Here is a 20,046-nt window from a genome sequence, read left to right on the forward strand (position 1 = left end):
GCTAATGGGGCGTGCTGTCCCTAAAATGCCATGCACATCTTGGTTGGAAGGAGACCAAAAAACACCGCCCCTTTGCTTGTCCCGTTTGATAAACATGGCTGCTGCAAAAGGACTTGCGGGTTTAACACTAACACCTCCATCAGAATTTGCCACCCGTACAAAGGGATCAATCAAATAACAAAAGCGTGAGGAAAAATCTGCACGATAGGCAAGGCTTTCTTCCGTGTTTTTACCCCCCGTATCGAACACGGCAATCGCTTGTAGCTTTTCTGCAACCTGTTCCAAAGCGTCTGCCACAGGGTTTTTGCCATTATCAAGGCGCCCTGCACTATAAGCCGGTGCTAAGAGAATTCCAGGTTCCACACCTAAATGCCCTCTAGCATGCGCTAAGGCATGCACACCGGTCAAGTGAGTATTGGATCCCACCATTTCGGTTTGTGTCTCAGCAATGGTTGACTTTTCTTCTACCCGCACAAGGATAATTTGTGCCTCAATCCCCTGCGCGCGCACGGCGTTAATCACATCAAGAGCTGTGCCCCTTCGCCCAAGCTTTTGGATTTTTTCTGTCTCATGGCTAAAGATAAGGACAGGCTCGTTGAGGGGAAAACTTGGTTGTCAGCATCAGGGGGCTGTAACAACCGCTCCAATAGCGCTCTGATCAAATGTTGCTAAAGGACGTGATTTTTTACATTGATTATCCCTATTGACCTTAAATTATTGTCAAATACACAGAGTTATTCTTTATTTTGAGCTTTTCTTAATTCTGTAATGGGAACACCCCCAATACCCCAATTGTCTGTCTCCACTTCATCAATCACGACAACAGTCGTTTTCGGATTTTTATTCAGAATATTAACTAATAATTGAGTTGCCCCTTCTATTAGTTGCCGTTTCTGTTCAGAGGTAACCCCTTCATTAGTAATTTTAATATTTATGTAAGGCATAAGATCTCCATAATTTACAAATATTGAATAAAAAAGCTCAAATAAATGAACGCAAAAAGATTAAATATTAATACATAATAACTATGCATTTTAAAGCTCGTATCCACCGGTGAAATACGTAGGCTACTGGAAGCAAAAATAGCATTTATTGATACAGGAGAAAGGAGTTGAGCTGCAATAAAGAAGCAAATCCAAACCAAATAATCCATAACCCCATAAGCCATCGATGACCCTAGTAAGGGAAATGCCAAACTAAATAGCACCATAGGATGAATTCCTACTACACTGAAAATTGGCAATACAAAGAGAATACAGGCATAGTGCTGCCAAACAGAGAGTGATGCCAATGAGTGACTAAACGTCACCGGCAACAAAGGAATAAGCAAATCACAAGTAGATATTAGCAGACTACAACCTAGCAACAACATAATTTCACTGGATATACTGCGTATCACTGCCACCAAAGGAGTCAAAAAATCAATACTGCGTGAACTCACACGCTCAATGACGTATAGAATGCTTGCCGTCAATGCAATGCTTTTTAGTGCATTCAACTTGATAACTGTCAACGCAACGATAAATGTTAGCCAGAAAAATATCAAAAAAATCCAAATTCTTACTCTCTCTCCTTCTTTATTCGCTCTTCTCTCATCGCAAATAATCGGGTTAGCTAGCGGTACAACAGGAGAAAGGCACAACAACAACAGACTGAATAGAAAAAGTGGTATCCCCAAAGCAGCGGATGTGAATATTGGTGTTCTAGGCATAGCAGCGAAAACTGTTGCTGCACCGATGCTGGTCGGCATCAGTACCATCGTGATGCTCATCATTCGCATCACAATAGCGGCCAAATGGCGAGAGGGAAAAACACTTTTCTTCAAGGCATCAATCATTAGTGGGATAACCCCCAAACTCATCGGCCAAGCTAAAAACGCAGTCAGTATCGCGATGGACAGGGTAAGCGAACCCTTTCCATAGCGCATCAACCGTTCAGAGAGAAATTCTGAAATACGCCATGTATTCATCACATGGCGCAACAATCCCATGGCGAGTAATAGCCAAAAGACATCAGTAAAACGCACAAGCACAGTACGAACATCAGGCAAGTGCCAACGCCATATCAGCACTAAAGTACAAGCCAACAGGATGAACACACCACTGCGTGCATTCCCCTTCAACCACCAGTATGGTATCGTCAAAAGCAAATAACCGAAAACAGTCACTCCAGCCAATGGAATAAAAAACCAAGTTCTTATTGAGATAGACATAAGAAAAATGAATAGCATCAGCATCGCCATTATAACGGATACGGAGGACATGCGTATCAGGAAGCTTTTTACATCATCAATGTACATTAATTGTTGAATCTTTGACTGAGTAGCGATTAAGAAGCTGCTCGTACATGTCAGTGACACAGCGCCCTGCATCCCGCAGTGCACGAGAATTAACTAAAGGCCTAGGCAAAATATATGTATAAAAATTTGGCCCCTCTACTGGATTACCGACCACCCATAATGTATTTTGTATTTGCCCTTTAGTGTCTATAGGATGCTGCCGACGGTCAATATCAATACCACCAGGATGATATCCTTGGTTGATAAATGGTCGAATGATGCCCTGACCAGCCAAATTCTGGATAAAAGGGGACTCATCACGCAACGGAGAAAAACTATCAATCTTGGCCTTGATCAGCACATCTCCATCAACTGAACTGTTTTCATCTTGAAAAACAGACTGAATTTCGAAACGGCTGGTACTAGCATTGAGAACAAGTTTAGGTGAAGGTCCGCCAGCCAAAGTCACGATACCAGCCTCCATCAGAGCCTTCAACTCTTGGTTTCGCTGCATCGGTGGGCCGACAGAAATACGGTTAAAGTTTGGATTAAAATATTCAATAAAGTACTTGTGAGATGAAGACGTTAACCCGCAAAAATCAATTGCTGAACGTAAGATATCACGGACATCTCGTAGCACATCTGTAGCAGCTTTCACTGGGCCATCAACATTACCTTCAGCGGAAGAATGAAGATCGTCCTTCAAATGCTCCATGAAGAATCTTGTATAATCCTTCAAAGAGGCAAATATTTTATTTCGATGAGGATACAGCAACGCTTGAATACACTGCTCGTCTTTGGAAGTAACAACATAGGTTTCAGGGTCTAGCCAGTGCCCCAGCTGCGTACTTCGATAGACATAACACATTTCTTTAAGCAACAGAGGTAAAAGCTGCGTTTCGAAATCCAGCTTCGGAGAACCGTTAGCAATGCTGGATTGCTTACGCAGATGATGTATTGCATCGAGAGTAAGGAATGATGGTATGTATTGCCCACTACCACCCTTTTGATTAATCCCGCGACTACTAAAAGGCAATGTTTGACGGGAGAATAAAGCTATCTTCGGTTCTTTGCCGCTTGGCATGTAGCGCAATTGTCCAGCATTTTCAGTAAAAGTCCCACCGCGACCGTAAGTCAATTGCGACAAGACATCATAGCTAGTTAATCCAATTCCCTGCACCAGCACACGAGACTGAGATTGTATAGAGTCCAACTTTTCAATTGGATAAGGATTCGAATAATAGTTCAAAAGCGCATTTTTCATTTGGTGAGCAGCGACAAACTGTTGCAGGCTTTCATCATGCGATGAATATATATTCTTACCGTGACCCGTGGTCATATAAACAAAATCTACACTATAACGACAGCCATCTTCCAAAAGAACATCCGTTTTATTATCTTGGTGGATATGGAGATTAATAACCTTTTGTCGGATCTCCTTAATACGAATACCGGAAGGTAAATCTTGCGTGAGTTCTTGGTAAGCCCAAGACAGGTATTCCCCTAACAAACGACGTGATAAATAATCATTTTCTTTGATTTCTCTCCCAACATCATGCTCTGTACGAGAAAAAACACCGTTAATATTACGATAACCTTGTTGAATAGCCCATTGATAGAAATTCGGTCCCTTCCGAATAGGCCCGACACCCTTAACTGTATCATCACCAAATAAAGTAATCTGGCAAGCGACAGTGTTAACCAATAAATGATCTGGCTGATGCACACTATGGGTACCGGTTCCCATCTCATTGGGATCAATCAATAAAATATCAATGTTCCCAGAAAATGGATAATGGGAATAAAGTGTGAGCAAGCGTTCGAGAATACTGATCCCACGAGGACCAACGCCCAAAATAGCGACTGTAGAGTGAAGCATTCTGTAATCTCCCCTATTAGAATAATTTGACTTTCACAAAATGTTTCAAAAAGAATGGAATAAATTCTCTCGACTTTTTAGTGAAGATTGCGGGTTTATGAAACGCCAACGACCTTTTTACAAAGACAATATTGACAGATTCCAGCAGCAGCAAAAAGCGCTACAGCACCACAGATAACGGAAAGCGCAATGGCATGTGAACCAAACTGTAAAAAACTCGTCAAGAGAGGTCCTAATATTTGGCCAAAACCGTAAGTTAAGGTAGCCAAGCCTAGCAGATTTATGCCATACGGCGCATACAAACGCTTAGCTAACGGCATAACTAGAGAGGTCGTCCCCATAAAAGTAAATCCAAACCCTATACAACTGAGAACGATCAGTACAAGAGACTGGCTGAATAATGTCAGTAATACGCATCCTCCTTGGATAAGCAAATTGAGCATCAAACAACGTAATACCCCCCACCGATGGGCTCCCCATAACCAAATGAAACAACTAGGAACAATGGCTATTCCGACAAACGACCATAAGTGGTTAGCGAGTAGTGGGAAATTAAATGTTTTCGCCATCAGAGGAAGATATGTCGCGACAATAATATAACCAAACCCAGCAAGCCCATAAATCAGAGCGAGTTCCCACCAAACGATATTTTCGTGTGCCAATGACTCATTAATAGCAAATTGAGACGCATCAACACGACGTGGAAATAAAATAAACAACAAGAGCAACAATACAACAGATATAAAACCAGCTCCAAACCAAATATTTTTCGCGTTCAGCGATTTACTCAAACCAATAATAACATACTCATTACCCAGCAGAATACCAACTCCCACACCTGCATAGAGCGAAGCAATAACCCACAGCTTGTGACTATGCTGCATAACCGTCATAGAACCAAAAATCATCATTGCTGCACTCGCGATACCGGCAGCAAAGCGGATAAAGAAGACCAAGTAAAAGTTTGTTGTTAACGCCATGGCAAAAATAAGTGCACTCGTCACTATAGCTGCACCAAATAGCATGTAGGGAGCACGGGATATATTCCCAACTCTGCAAAACGAAAAAAACATACTCCCAACTAAATAACCGCCATAATTAGCGCTAGCTATATAAGAAAGTTGCTTAAAGGTAAACAATCCTTCATCCAACATAACTGGAAATACCGGCGTATAGAAAAATCGCCCAATCCCCATCCCCAAAATCATAATAATCATACCGAATACAGCGATTTTGAAACAACTCAAATCTTGACGATTATTTTTCCCCCCCATTACTCTAATCCCTTAACTAATAATTCGCTCATCCGCATTCTATCTCATCGAGAGTAACACTTATCTCAGAGAATAAAAGCCAATCTAGCCATTTGTTTAGGTAGCCAGAGCAACATATTTAACGATTATTGTCAACATTACTGGATCAGTTATATGCATTTCATCGTTTTACGCCCTGCTCCATGTATGATCTTCTCCCTACAAAGCTTCTTTTTCAGAAAAATAATGGCTGAAATTAAGCAGCAATAACAACGAGAAAATCAATAAGCACGCCCCAGCTCAGACAAGACAATATCCCCCAAAGCGACAGCTTCATCAGGTGCGACTAAAATACCCTCACAAGGTTGCGTTATGTTCACATGATGAACGTCGTCAACCATCAAGCGGCTTAGTATCCAACTTAAAGACAGATCACGCCCAAGCCTTTGCGCACGCGCCCATTCTGCTCTTAAATTCTGCTCCGCTCTTTCCAAAACAAAGGAGCCTTCATCCAGTAACAACCAAAAATCAATAGTATTGAAGGGTATAAAGGCTACTTTTAATATAGCTTTGTTTTTTATCAGCAGCAGTAAAAAAGTTTGTGTTTTTTATAAAAATTGAAATTTATTCATTTTTTATCGTATATTTTATGTTATCTTCTTTAAATTAATTAAAAGATCATAGAATATTAAACTGATAGGATGCATTTTTCTCAAGCGGCATTTTTAGAGAAATGTTGATTTAATCAGTGAAGACAAGCAATGAGCAAAGTTATAATTTGAAAAGACAGTATATAATGTTTATGATCAATGATCTAAATTAGAAACATGAATTGGGGGAGTTTGATCTTTCTTACAGCACAGTAGATCAAAAAAAACAGTAGATGAAGTTTAAAATTCACCATCATCCATCATAAGATGAAAGCTTTCATCCCAAGTTTGATTTTTTTAAACTATTTTCTTGTTCTTTCTGTAATATCTAAAGAATATCTTCAAGCACTCATAAGCACTCTTTTAGGTTATCATTTCCATGATCAAAGTAACGGTTATCGAGCTTCCATTCAGGATACTGTTTTGTAAAAGGAAATCATCATTTCAGGATATGGAGGGATTTATGTATTTAGTCACAATGTATCATGCCCCCTTCCTCTTATATCAGAAATTTAATTCTTAATCGTAATGACGTGATCAAAAAGCACCTTGCGAGACAATCTTTTTAATAAATTTTTAATAAATAAAGTAAAGATGAATTCTGAAAAAAACTTTTTTAGACGTAAAGTGATACGGAGAAACAGTCAGAAAGAATGGGGGGGGGATTACAAATGCTGATGACTAAAAAAAAAGATATCAAAAAATTACCAAAAACCGATTTATGGATCATTTGTGCTATTTCAGCTGATCAGAAAAGAGAATGGATCAATAAATGGTATATAAAAAATAAACAAGCCTCTATAAGTTCTAATTATGTCAATGATCTTGCCGTCCTAGGATCATTTTACAGATCTAGACAAAATGATTGCTATGAAAGCAACAGCCCCACAAGCAACTCCCCTCAAAAAATAACAATCTCATTTATGAGGCTTATGTTGCTTCTCATAATCACTTTACAATTGCATCATTTGCTCTCATTAATACGCTTTGAAGTCCCATATGGACTAAGGGACCTTTTAAATTTTGGGATGGTTATGGAAGCCTTCTTTCCACTAATCCCTGAATGGGGATATGAAACCGCTCCCTTTTCACAGAAAAATATTCTTTTCAATGAAAATTCTTATTGTACAATCTATGGAACAACACAATGAACAGAGCACGCACCCTTGCTCTCACCTATGGATCCTATAATGCTATCCGCATGCTGATCGGCGTTTACCATGCGATTTTTTTAATGTCCATGGGAGTTAGTCTGGCGCAATTAGCTCTGCTTCAGGTTGTCTTTTCCACCACCATTCTGCTGCTTGATTTTCCCTGCGCTGTTTTATCTGACAGATATCGGCGTAAATATTCTGTTATGGCTGGGGTCTTTATGACAGGAGTATTTTATCTTCTATGCCTTCAAGCTCCTAATATGACAGCACTTATTATTGCGCAAATTCTCTATGCAGCGGGCATTTGCATCATTGTCAGCGCCATTGACGGATGGATTTACCATTCTCTAGGCGATAAACAGGATCACTTTTCGCATTATGCTCATCTCTACCACCAGGTTAACTCTTTCGGAAGTATTCTCAGTGGGATTATAGGAATTGGAACGATCTACTACTCTGGACGATATTTTATGGGATATATCATCTCATGCCTCATGATGGGATTTATTTTTTTGATATTCCTTATTGTTCCTGAAGAAAAGAAAACGACAATTGAAACGTCCAAAACAAAAACAATCTTGCACAATGCCAAGGAAACGCTTTGGGTATTTCAAAATACAGTAGGAGGAGCATGGTTTATTTTCCTCATGTGCCTTTTTAGCGCTGGTATTCAGATTATTTATCATTTCTGGCAACCGATAATACTTTCAGGGGGAAAAATTCATCACCTCAACGGTTCGCAAATGCTCATCTTGATGTGCTGCCATATTGGAGCCTTTTCAGCACAATATTTTTCAAATTTACTGATGTCTAAGTATCATGTTCTTGATAAAAAATATAAGAATTCTATAAAATATTTTTCCTTCTTTTCTGCACTGATGTGCATAGCGCTCTATTTTTCAGTTCATAGCCATCAAACTGCTGCATCAGTCATCGCCTTCTCTTTAATCCATGGATTTATTTGCACTGTACCGATCGGTGCAAAAAGCTTATTTTTCTCAGAACTTAATCAAAAACACACGCAGCATATTTCCGGTGTTGTTGGTGCTGTCTCTTTTAGCGGAAGAATATTTTCAATTACAGTATTGAGTATTATTTCTTTTCTTCCTGCAAAAGTTTCTCCATCTTACTACCTAATATTACCGACCATTACTTTTTTCATATGTGGTTTGGTTGTCATGAAATGGATGAAACACTCTCAAAAGTCTCTATGATGAGAGGAAAATTTTAAAATTATTACCCACAATGTTTTCTTCTAAAAGAAATCTATAACTTTTTTGAGAGCATTGCCACATCCAACTTTCAATATACAATGCAAATATAAAGCAACACGTTGATTTATAATGATAATATACCAAACGCGAATATTGTAAGATTTTTTCTTTTCAAATCTGCTTTATGGTTGAAACAATCAAAATCATTTGCTTGCACATCATAAGCAAAGAAAGCCGTATAAATAAAAACGATTTAGAAAGGAAAAATGCCTTTTATGAACTCTCATAGTCAAAATCTATAACAACAGGAAGGCAGATATATAATATGCCTCTTTGCATCTTCATAAGTATACAAATGGTGTGGCTTTATAAGGCTTTATATGTCTCACAGAAACTTTTATGTTTTATACCATTTACGAGGCAGCGTCGCAAAATGGGCTTATACACATTGCAAAGATATCTCTTTAAAACAAGTGCATAAATCGGCAACACAAGTATATTTGTGTTTAGAACATGCTTTTTATATGAGAGGCATAATCCCAACGGGATAAACAGAATTCCGATACACAGTCAACTGCTTTTATAACAATAGATGGCGGAGAGGAAGAGATTCGAACTCTCGAGAGCCTTTTGAGCCCTACTCCCTTAGCAGGGGAGCGCCTTCGACCACTCGGCCACCTCTCCAACAGAGAGGCATAAATGGTATCAACAGAAAGTTCAAGACATTTTCGATTTTTTTCCCAAATATCTGAATTTTTTTTCCTATTGATCCCATAGGGACAAAAAGTTAATAAAACAAAAATTGTGTCTTTTTTACCACAGCATCTCGAATAGTACATGTATATATTACAAAAAGGTAATTTCATATTTGAAACTCTAAAAAGATTAGTTATAGCTAAGATAACAAGTGCTGCGTATTTTACTTATGTCTTTGTCCTTAATGCGTTAGGCAAAGGGTACTCTTTAGAAGAAATTTAACCGGACCTCGGAGATCCCATATGAATATTAAATCCCTCTTTTTAAGCTCTACAGCAGCTTTTTTAGCAATTTCTGGAGCACATGCTGCTTCAACAGTTATCGCCGAACCCGAACCTGTAGAATATATTCGCGTTTGTGATGCCTATGGAAAAGGATATTTTTATATCCCTGGAACAGAAACCTGCATGCGTTTATCAGGAAATGTTCGTACTGATTTTATAGGCGGTGATAATATCGATGCAACAACCGAAACTGAACTAAGAGACAAAAGAAAAACCTATGGCGCATCATCACGGCTCACCCTTGTTTTTCAAGCAGCTTCTGAAACAGAAATGGGAACACTTCGTTCATATGCAAGAATTTATTCAAGCTGGGGTGATGGTAATGATAAAGCTGGTGCAAGGCTTGCAGCAGCTTACATTGAACTGGGTGGTTTTCGCGTAGGTCTTGATGATACAATTTTCAACAGTTGGACTGGTGGTTATGGAAATGTTCTCAATGATGACAGCATCGCACCTGCCGGCACAACACGCACTAATTTTATTTCCTACACCTTTAATGGTGACTCCGGCTTTTCTGCTATTATCGGCGCTGAATTAGGCAATAATGCAGATGCTCTTCCAGGAACAGTAGGATACTACATTGATAAAGATGATAAGCTTGTTTCTATCACGAATGATACTCTTCCAAGTAAAGCAATTAAAAATTACACCCCGAATGTGGTTTTGGGTATAAAGTTTATGCAAAAATGGGGTGGTTTTTCAGCGGTTGCAGCATATGATACTTACTACAAAAAGTGGGCTGGAAAAGTACGTGCAGATTTCAATGTCAACGATCGTTTCAATCTATGGGTAATGGCTGGCTATAAAAATGGTCTTGATTACTACACAGTAAATACAAAAAATGAATTATCACGACAAAGCACAACAATTTATGCAAACTGGGGTGGTAAATGGGCTGCTTGGGCGGGTGCCACTTACAAGCTTACTCCAAAAGCAAATTTGAATGCTCAAGTTTCTTATAGTGCTGTAAAAACCTTTGCAACTTCTGTAAATATTACATACACGCTGGTTCCAGGATTTGTGATTACACCTGAATTAACCTATGTTTCTTGGAACGATGATCGCGTTGTGACGGATAAAAATAATGATGAAAAACATTTATTCAATAAGAAAAGTGCTTTTCAAGGTATGATCCGTTTACAGCGTTCATTCTAATCCTATTTAAGCTACAGCTTTTAAAAACTGGCAACATGGTTTGCCAGTTTTTATTTTTGAAATCAAATATCATGAATATCTTTTCCTGATACTTATTGTCTTGTCTCTCGGAAAAAACCGACTTAGTTTCATAAAACTACTCTTAAGATTAACCTGATATGCTTGATAAGAGCACCTCACACGGGCTTTTACACATCACTTCAAACACAATCTCTTCCTTGCCCTTTAAAGCATGAATAACCCCCATTGCTTTATGCCTAAATTGATTTTTCTTGGTAATTTATACCTAACCTTTGCAATTTAGGTCATGAACTTCTCTGGTCAATTCTATACTGAACAGATAAAATATTGAAAAAACAAGACATCATTGTGTTTTTGATATGCCTGAATGTGTCTTCTATCAACACTCTAAAACACAATGTTTTATAACACTGCTTCATTAAAAAACTTAATCATCAAGAAACATGTTGTCAAAACGATGCAAACATCCCCTAAAGCAATAAAAGAGAAAAGAGATATATCTTCAAAAAAATGAATTGACCTCTTCCCCTTCTAAAGAATAGCCCCCCTATCAGTAGCAATCTGTAAATGCCCCTATTTTCTTGAATCTGCATCACTTTGATTTATAATGATCAATTTATAATTTTGCATGTTTCAATCAACCAAAACCATTCACTTGTACACGACGAGTGGAGAGAGCCGTGTGAATAAAAACGAGTAAAGAAAACCCTTTTATGTATCGTTTTAAGTTCCAAGGGTTGTAGTAACATTGAGATCTAACAAAGTGTACGATAGTGCTAGGCACTTTTATTAAGCATCAAAATGAGGATACACTTCATAGAGGATTTTAGATTATATTCTCTATGAACGTCGCTGTAAAATATATGTTGTGATACACACTAAAAGACATTTCTTTAAAACAAGCATGAAATATACAATACAAGTCCATTTTATTTGAGGCGTTTCATCCTGCGTAAGGCACATGTCATCATATACGCAACATCTTGGCTTTATGCGTTTTTAAAGGAAGAAAAATATAAGACAAAGAAACAATAAAATTTAATCTCTGCAAATCATAGAGCTTTCAAAGTTATGTTTCCATAAAACGCCTTATACCGTATAGAGGATTTTTTACACGATTAATGCCCTTTTTACATAAAGCCAATTGGCAAAAAGCAGCCTTTCCTGATAATAAAAAGGCTTACACGTAATCATAAGCCATATTTTCAATTAAAACGCATTGAATTCACGGAAAATACTTATCAACCAATGCATAAAGAATTGCTGCTGTTTCAACATCTAGAATCCCATCATAATTTTCTTGACGAAAATGAAGTTGAAATGCTCGGATCAAATCTTTGTATCCTGTTTGGGTACACGCAGCAGAAATGTCATATCCATAACATTTTAGCTTCGCCAAAACATCTTCTTTGGGTGGCAAATTCTTAGAGAATTGCTCTTGATAATGACTTTTTAGTTCATCATCATACCATGCTCCTATACCTGCGCTATAAAGTTCTCTCCATGGAAAAGCTGCTCCTGGATCACTTTTTCTTCCAATGGCAATATCACTATGTCCCACCACATCAGTTGGCATAATATCGGGATACCGTTGAAGAATATTCAAGGCAAGTTCCTTAACAGCATCAATTTGTATTGGATTATAAGGAGGAAACATACCCGTCCCATCATGATAAGTCGCTAAATTAACGATTTCAATCCCGATAGATGCATCATTGAGATGACTATGCCCAGCCCATGAACTCACACCCGCATGCCATGCGCGCTCATTTTCATCAACCAGATTAAAAATACGCATATCCTTAAAGCCTGCCTCACGATATGTCTGCTCTGAAGGATCAGGAACAAGATAGTGTGCACTAACCTTTTCTCCTGTAAGCGCCATAATCGAGGCTTTAAAATCAATAGCCGTATAATGCATAACGAGAAAATGAACGCGACGACTAAAACTCTTGACAGAACGATAACTGTTGTAATCAATCTGATACATAAAAGCCCTTTCTTTTTTGCTTAAAAAACCACTGCGCATCACAACAGATAGAATACGAACTGTTAAAAAATGCAATAAACTTCCCATCTAGGTACTAAGAATTACGACTAAAATTTGTTCATCAAAAATATTGACACTCTTATCAACAATTAAGACCACATTTTTATTTTTCTCCCACACACGCATAAAATGTTTTTAACCACATTAAATATTTTCCCCAAAAAAATTCCTACAAATTACCAATCAAAAAGAAAACAAAAGCGTAAAATGATCACTCCTTAAATCTTCACGTCTTACAGAAAAAATAGTTCGTCCTGTTATCAAATTGAAAAATATCGCCCCTCGGAAGCGAATACCCAACGATCATGCAATCACACAAAAACTTAAAGGAAAAATTTTATGAGCTCTTTACAGCAATTTATTATCAGATAACGGAATGGGATATGTTCACAATAAAACTCTTCACGGACATATTGTTCAATAAAATTTGCAAAGCTTTCCTGTAAATGACACGACTTCTTGTCTTTTCACACCATCGCTTTTTGATTTACAAAGAATCTCAATTATCTACAACGCTTGAGACACACGAAGTCTCTGGATTCCTTGTTATCAGCGCTATGGAAGATAACATATTGATTTATAATCATAATTAATCATTATAAATATTGAATGTAGCGAGCCTAATATCGTAAAGTTTTTCTTAATTTTGAATCAATCAAAGTCATTCATTTACACATCAAAAGAAAAATTAACCTATAGACAAAAACCACTGAAGAAAAGGATCAAAATACTTCTTATAATAGAACGTTCAATAATTTGAGCAATATTGTTACATCCCCATAGAGTTTCATTTTTTCTTCTCTGTTTTCAAATATCTTTTTAAGACAGCCCAAGCTGCATATTCTTGTAAGACGACACCTAAAAGTGGTCGCGTATAGGGAAAAGTTATACGATCATCACCATAACCTTTCATCCGTATAGTCATGGTAGCATGTCCAAGGCTTTCTGCTTGATTTTCTAATGTCTCCAAAGAAGGCTCTAGGCTCACTTCAACCTCAAGCAGTGGAATATCTTGTTTACCTTTTTCTATGGGCTGAAAATATTTTAAAAGCCACGGATCATTGGCAGACCAATGAACCTCTGCATACATCGCTAATTGTTTACAAGCAGTAGTAACTTCTGCCCCAACTAAATGGGGGTGAAAATGATTTTCAAATTCTTCCACGAAATGTTGTTCCAAGGGCGCTTCTGATTGAGCAACCAGTTGCACCAAAACATAGGGGCTTTTCCATAAAAAATGCCGTTCAAAGGATTCATTTTCAAGATGATCATCAACCCACTGCGCAATGGTACTTTCATCAATTCCAATCAAAGTCCATGCATACTCCGCACGCGATACAGAAAAATATTTCTTCTCGTTGTGTTCTAAATAATTCTCTAAAAGCGCAAGAGCCTGTGATGGTGGACCAGGCAAAACAACAAGCGTACTTCCATCGCAAGAGAGATAAAACCCTGGTGCTGTGCCTGTAGAATTATCAAGCACGGTTGCTGTCTCAGGAAACAATGCTTGACGCGCATGACTCTTATCCGCCGTAATCCCTAATCGTTGTAATTGACCTTTTATTATTTGCCAAACATCTTCATGATGTACCAAAGGCTGCTTTACAGCTTGAGCAACTCCATCGCGTGTTTTATCATCTGATGTTGGTCCCAATCCCCCACTGATAATGATAAGATCTTCTTGTCCAAGACAAGAAACAACAGTCTCACTGATTTGCTGTAATTGATCAGCACAAACAAAATGACGTGTGACTTGAATATTTCTCTTGTTCAAGCTTTGGCTTAAATCTTGTAAGTTCGTATTCAAATATTGTCCTGAAAGGAGTTCATCACCAACAGTGATAATCGCCGCATGACAAACAAAGACAGGATTCACAAGAGAATTGCGAACAGCTTCAGCCATTTGACGGGTAGAGGCTATACCTCCAAGATCATAGGTAACGGTTTTTCCAGCACGAATAACCTGATCAACACTCTCAGACAGTTGTTTTGCTGCATCTTTAAAGCCTAAGTGCTCTAAGAGTAAAGCCGTGGTATAAAGCATCGCAGAAGGATTGGCTTTATTTTGTCCAGCAATACGTGGTGCGCTTCCATGAACAGGTTCAAAACAAGCAATCTCGCTCCCCACATTCACATGAGGTGCAAGCCCCAATCCCCCCATTATCCCAGAGCCAAGATCAGAGAGAATATTGCCAAATATATTTTCAGCAACAATCACACCAAACCGCTCTGGCTTGGTTGCAATCCACAAAGCAACCGCATCAACATTCTGAATATCTGCTTCAATTTCCGGATAGTTTTGCGCAATCTTCTCAAAAATTTCCTGAGCAAACTGACCACTTTCTCGCATAACATTGGGCTTATCAGCAAAAGTAACTCGCCTAAAGCTATATTTCCTTGCATAAGAAAAAGCATATTCAAATAACCGTTCTAAACCAAAGCGTGTCTGCAAACGGACTGTCCACGCAGCTTCTTCAAGCCCATATTTTGTCAAATTTGGATGTTTTAGCCAAACGGCTGTTTCAGGAGAAATACCCCGAAAATCCAATCCAGCATAAAGGCCTTCACTATTTTCTCTGATAACACAAAAATGAAAAGGACGTTGGGGACCAAAGATGTATCTTACAGGACGTATATTCGCAAACAAACCTAACTTTTGGCGAAGTTGAAGTGCGGGAGAAACATAGGCAAGGTTTTTCTCTTTTAAATGCGGAGCAAGTTCTTTTAAAGCCGCTTCTTTTCCTTTACTGGTCACAGCACCAAGTAAAATAGCATCACTCTGAGTAATTTTTTGCCAAGTCGCTTGAGGAATAGGAGCTCCTTCCTGTTTCCAACATTCAAAACCAATATCACCATAAGTCAATTCAATCGGCAATTGGAATTGCTCTAAAACCATCAGCGCAGCATCACAAACCTCTGGTCCTATCCCATCACCAGGTAATACAAGAACTTTCTTTTTCATAATCCCTCCAGCCACTCATCAATGACTGCATCCGTCATAGTAGGATTATCCTCCCACAAACGCGTACCAGCACCAGAGATAATCTTATATTCATGGTTCAGATTATGACTTTTTGTCTGATTATCTACCGTTGCAAGTTGCGACTTTTCTCCCACTAAAGCTAAAAACTTCCCCTTATACTTAACTATTTCATCTCTAGCATCTATTTCTAATAAGAGTTTAAAGCCTCTTGTCATGCGTTCAATTGCCACGCTTTTTTGTTCATCAGGAATCTCCAATAAGGCTCTTTTTTTCATAATGCCAGAAGGATGCATAAAACCATTGAGTATTTCCAAAGCCCCCGATAAATCATTGTTTTCTAAGGAGGCAAGAATATCTCCAAGGCGCCGTTGCAAAACCTTATCTGGATAGCCAGGTGCATTCACAGCAAGCACAGCTTGAACATTGGGAAGCTGTACTGCCAATATTTGTACCAATGTTCCAGCCATAGAAAATCCCACAAGAACTGCGGGCTCTTTAAAATAGCTTTTAAGCTTTTCTACCATAAAAGATAAAATGTCTACAGCAGAATGATTGAGAACATGAGAACCCTTAGGAAAAAGAGAAAGCGTATCCAGCAGAGTGACAGGGAATCCTTTTGATAAGCATAGCTTTGTCAATGGAGAACAAAAAACACCACCATCCCAAATTGGCATTACAGGAGAAAGAATAGTAATAGGAAGACCCATTGATCAATTCCTCCCCTTATTTTTAAACATGCATTAGAGCCAGAAATTTTCCTACCCAATATAATGAAAATATGTTGAAACTCTAGGCTCATACTCCCCCCATAATAATCGATTTGTTAAACTCAAACTAAGCTTGTAACAAATTTTAAACCCACTCAATCCAACAACTTAATAAAAAAATCATCTAATGTACAGGTGCTCCATTTGTGTAAAACATCAAAAGCATTTCCGCATAATGCTTTCTTTTTATCATTTCACTCAGCTTATTTCTGAAGTCATAAAATGACGCGCTTTTTGAATATAAATGATAAAACCAATCATACAACACACAGCTAACAAAGTTGCCATAGCCCGTGGGCTATGACCAGAGATTTTTCCGATAACCGCTGCACTGAGTGCCGCACTTCCTAATTGCAAAGAGCCCATAACACCAGAAGCCGCTCCCGCAGCTTTCGGATGCGATGAAATAGCCAACGCTGTTCCTAACGGCAATAAAAAACCATTGCCAAAAGTAAGAACAGCAATAGCCATAAAACTTGTCACAAGGGGCCATGGGCTTAGATACATTTGCAAAGCAAACAGCACACCGCCTATCACAAAAATAATGTACCCTCTGCCCACAGTCTTTTCCATAGACTCGCGTTCAAAAAACCATCGCGCCAAAAGATTTCCCAAAATATAGGGAAACGAGACACCAATATAGCTATAACTAATGTGTATCGGCGATAACCCCAAAGTCGTGAATAAAAAAGGCGACTCCACAATATAAGCAAAATAGGCAGCGTAAGAAAAACACGGAATAAGTGCATAAAAAATAAATTGTTTATTTCTGAAAACGCCTAAATATGCCTTCATCAATCCTACAGGAGAAAAATGCTGCCGTTTTTGAGGGGGTAGAGTTTCGCTTAGCACAAAACAACATAGCAAAATGGTCAAAAATATAAAAAAGCTTAAAAAGATAAAAGTTGCCTGCCAATGAAAAGCTTGTATCAAAAGTCCACCAATGAAAGGTGCAAGTGCTGGCGACATTCCAATAAAAGGGAAAACAATCAAATAAAGTTTTCCAGCCGCTTTTTTATCCAACAAATCATTGATAATTGCACGACTTAAGACAAGTCCCGCACAAGCACCAAGACCTTGCAAAAAACGTAACACAAGAAAAGCGTGAATATGAACCGTATAAATCACACCAAGTGTCGTAAATAACCACAAGAATAAGCCCAATAGAAGTGTTTTTTTACGCCCAAAATTATCACTCAGCGGCCCATAAATGAGCTGTCCAAGTGCCAATGCCAACAAAAAAACCGCCACTGCACTTTGAATTTGAGATTGTGTCACTTGATAATATTGACGCATATCGCCCAGTGCCGGTAAAAAAATATCGGTAGAAATCAAACCTCCCGTCGATAAACATACGATAAGTATAATGAATGGTAATGTATATTTATGTTTCATCAGGAAAGTCACATTTCTTAAATTTAAAAATATTTAAATTTTACGTTTATAGAAAAATAATAATTTATATTTATAAATATAAAGCTATTTTAACTTTATCCACAGCGAATAAAATAATCAATTTTCTTTATTCTTTTACTTTATTCGAGAATAATTCAGCTTGTTGAGACATAAATCCAGTGTATGATCCGCACGCACACACTCAACACGTAAATAACCACTTAGTTCTTCACTTTATAATTAATTTTAAAGCATAGCAAATCGCAATTTTAAAACTATACGCAAAAGAAGCTAAAAGATCAAAGCTCTCCTTCAGAGATATATTTCCCAATCCGAAATAGCGCATCTTGTTGTATTCATGTTGCCCTATCTTCATCAGCTTTTTTTCATTGATATCATCAACAAAAACGCTCCCAAACACTATCCCTCTCCATGATAACAACATCACTTTCCCGACAACATCTTTTATCAGAAGTGGTTTACAACGCTCAAAGAAAAAAGAAGCCACAAACTCCCTTTCCTCAAAACTCCCCACGCAAATATTATTGTAACAATACAGCATATAATAATGGCTCATGGAGAAGTCTTTATCAACACAAATAATTGAGCAAATAAACTTAATAGCCCACTAATATCATAAAGCAAATTGTGCTTCTATCTCGCTCTAAAATCTAAATTCATCTTGTCCATTTTGTTAGAATTTCATTCTACATAGCCAGCACAAAGTTTATTGCCTAAGCTATTGACAAACATGATATAATAAAAATTTGACGAATCATTCTGCATCTAATGTAGAAAGCAAGGAGAAGCTATTAATGAATATAACAGAACGAGCCACGTACCAATTACTTGGACCTATTAAAGTGGAAGGAAAGACATACACAGAAATCACCTTACGCCGCCCGAAATTTAAAGACTTAAAAGCAATACAGAGCAAAGAAGGTGACGAGCAATCAATTGAAATGATCGCATGTCTTTCAGGGTGGTCCTATAATGCCATCAGTAAACTTGGTGTTCGTGATTTTTTAAACATTAAAGACATTTACGGGCCTTTAATAAAAAAAGTATTAAAAAAACTTGATAAAATGAATACAATCATAAAAATCCCATCCCTAAAAATCCTATCCTTAGAAACTCAATTTTCTAAACATCTCAAAAACTTTATAAACAAAGTAAATGCACCCATAAAAAGCATAATGGATGAATGTATTTTAATCGACAGTAAACCCGAAAAATGCACAAGTAACCTTTACACACATACATTTGAAACAGAATCCATGACAACTGCAAATGCAAAAGTGAAAACCTGTAGCACCTATGAACCGATTACAGTTCATAATCCCTACGTCATAAAGGTGGAACGCATGACCTTTACAAAATGCACTTTCTTAATACAAGATGGTCCATCGAACCAAATTTATCTCTCAAATCAAAGTGCTCTTACATCGTATAAAAAAACTGCGGGCGAAACTAAAAAACAACCTTTGGAGAGAATCTCGAAACTTTTGGACATTGTCTCAAAACTTTTCAACTTTCCTCTCTGGTTTTGGGAGTTTTTACTCAAAGAACTTAGAAAAGTTTTCTAGCATTGTTTTGATATAGAGCAATAAGAGAAGGAAAAACAGCTTAGAACACTAATGTTTCTTCCTTCTCTTTTATCTCTCATAGCTTTTTGAATTGAATACTTTTGATATTTATTTTGAATAATTGAAGCATTCTTTTAATTATAAGTACAATATAAAAAATAAAATTTTAGAAGACGTGCTGTTTTTACAAAAAATGAATAATAAAATAAAGACTCCAGAATTTTACTTTTTACCTTCAAACACAATCAATGATGGAAAAGCGTTTACAAAGTTTTCCTCAGGCAGTATCCAGGACATTACTTGAAAGAAAAGCATTAAGAGAGCTTACTTTTAAGCTAAGGGGAAAAGATTAAACTTCACAACGACATTCAATCTTTTAAACATTGCAGTACAGAACGGGAAAAAAGAGCCATTCCCCCATAGACCGTTTATCCCCCCATCAACTAAAATTCTCGATAAACTGGTATTATCAGTTCTAGACTGGAGTCATATAAGAAGAATTTTAAGTAATGATCACCGTCTTGTTTTCGATGTTTTCTGTCCTTTTTAGCTGCTCTTTATCCCTTTTGGAACATAATTAGCAAAAAGGCATTGTATCTCCAGCATATTCAAGGAGATAAA

Annotated in this window: 12 protein-coding genes, 1 tRNA gene and 2 pseudogenes; 4 read left to right on the forward strand and 11 right to left on the reverse strand. The window is 37.7% G+C overall.

Annotated features, from left to right (window positions below; translation table 11 throughout):
* From ACFIK1_RS04945 to ACFIK1_RS04970, 6 genes and pseudogenes are all read right to left on the reverse strand, one after another.
* Positions 1–648, reverse strand: a pseudogene (locus tag ACFIK1_RS04945) (phage tail protein); the annotation flags it as partial.
* Between the two features lie 86 nt (positions 649–734).
* Positions 735–944: a 2-hydroxymuconate tautomerase family protein gene (locus ACFIK1_RS04950; protein WP_375607418.1), complete on the reverse strand. Its 210-nt coding sequence runs from the start codon at positions 942–944 to the stop codon at positions 735–737.
* 14 nt (positions 945–958) lie between these two features.
* Entirely contained in the window at positions 959–2,263 is a 1,305-nt protein-coding gene (locus ACFIK1_RS04955) for a hypothetical protein (protein WP_375662223.1), read from the reverse strand.
* Positions 2,264–2,288: 25 nt separating this feature from the next.
* Complete coding sequence (locus ACFIK1_RS04960) at positions 2,289–4,157, reverse strand: FAD/NAD(P)-binding protein (protein WP_375662224.1); 1,869 nt, start codon at positions 4,155–4,157, stop codon at positions 2,289–2,291.
* Between the two features lie 95 nt (positions 4,158–4,252).
* Positions 4,253–5,431, reverse strand: coding sequence for a YbfB/YjiJ family MFS transporter (locus ACFIK1_RS04965; RefSeq protein ID WP_375655356.1), 1,179 nt, complete (start codon positions 5,429–5,431; stop codon positions 4,253–4,255).
* A gap of 260 nt (positions 5,432–5,691) precedes the next feature.
* Positions 5,692–5,940: pseudogene (locus tag ACFIK1_RS04970) on the reverse strand (baseplate assembly protein); the annotation flags it as partial.
* A gap of 797 nt (positions 5,941–6,737) precedes the next feature.
* Here ACFIK1_RS04970 and ACFIK1_RS04975 point away from each other — a divergent pair.
* Together ACFIK1_RS04975 and ACFIK1_RS04980 are read left to right on the forward strand one after the other, a co-directional pair.
* Positions 6,738–7,211 (forward strand): hypothetical protein, encoded by a 474-nt coding sequence (locus tag ACFIK1_RS04975; protein WP_375662225.1) that lies wholly within the window; start codon positions 6,738–6,740, stop codon positions 7,209–7,211.
* Entirely contained in the window at positions 7,208–8,428 is a 1,221-nt protein-coding gene (locus ACFIK1_RS04980) for an MFS transporter (RefSeq protein ID WP_375662226.1), read from the forward strand. Before ACFIK1_RS04975 ends, ACFIK1_RS04980 begins: the two co-directional genes overlap by 4 nt.
* A 593-nt stretch (positions 8,429–9,021) precedes the next feature.
* Here the strand turns inward: ACFIK1_RS04980 and ACFIK1_RS04985 are convergent.
* A tRNA-Ser gene (locus tag ACFIK1_RS04985) sits at positions 9,022–9,112 on the reverse strand.
* A 314-nt stretch (positions 9,113–9,426) separates the two neighbouring features.
* Here ACFIK1_RS04985 and ACFIK1_RS04990 point away from each other — a divergent pair.
* Positions 9,427–10,623, forward strand: a complete 1,197-nt coding sequence (locus tag ACFIK1_RS04990; RefSeq protein ID WP_375655353.1) for a porin — start codon at positions 9,427–9,429, stop codon at positions 10,621–10,623.
* 1,246 nt (positions 10,624–11,869) lie between these two features.
* Here the strand turns inward: ACFIK1_RS04990 and ACFIK1_RS04995 are convergent.
* From ACFIK1_RS04995 to ACFIK1_RS05010, 4 genes are all read right to left on the reverse strand, one after another.
* Positions 11,870–12,634 carry an N-acetylmuramoyl-L-alanine amidase gene (locus ACFIK1_RS04995; protein WP_375613801.1) on the reverse strand — a complete coding sequence of 255 codons (765 nt, stop codon included), beginning with the start codon at positions 12,632–12,634 and terminating at the stop codon, positions 11,870–11,872.
* A gap of 847 nt (positions 12,635–13,481) precedes the next feature.
* On the reverse strand, positions 13,482–15,656 hold the full coding sequence (locus ACFIK1_RS05000) for an isocitrate/isopropylmalate family dehydrogenase (RefSeq protein WP_375662227.1): 2,175 nt from the start codon (positions 15,654–15,656) through the stop codon (positions 13,482–13,484).
* The gene (locus ACFIK1_RS05005) at positions 15,653–16,384 is read right to left on the reverse strand and encodes an alpha/beta fold hydrolase (RefSeq protein ID WP_375662228.1); all 732 of its coding nucleotides are present in this window, start codon (positions 16,382–16,384) and stop codon (positions 15,653–15,655) included. The genes ACFIK1_RS05000 and ACFIK1_RS05005 overlap by 4 nt, the downstream gene beginning before the upstream one ends.
* A gap of 258 nt (positions 16,385–16,642) precedes the next feature.
* Positions 16,643–17,839, reverse strand: coding sequence for a multidrug effflux MFS transporter (locus ACFIK1_RS05010; RefSeq protein ID WP_375662229.1), 1,197 nt, complete (start codon positions 17,837–17,839; stop codon positions 16,643–16,645).
* Between the two features lie 815 nt (positions 17,840–18,654).
* Between ACFIK1_RS05010 and ACFIK1_RS05015 the strand changes: the two genes are divergently transcribed.
* A complete protein-coding gene (locus ACFIK1_RS05015) occupies positions 18,655–19,425 on the forward strand; it encodes a phage tail assembly protein (RefSeq protein WP_375662230.1) in 771 nt (256 codons plus the stop codon).
* Positions 19,426–20,046: the final 621 nt, after the last annotated feature.

The organism is Bartonella sp. OC16QHHD, assembly GCF_042194035.1.
Classification (GTDB): Bacteria; Pseudomonadota; Alphaproteobacteria; order Rhizobiales; family Rhizobiaceae; genus Bartonella.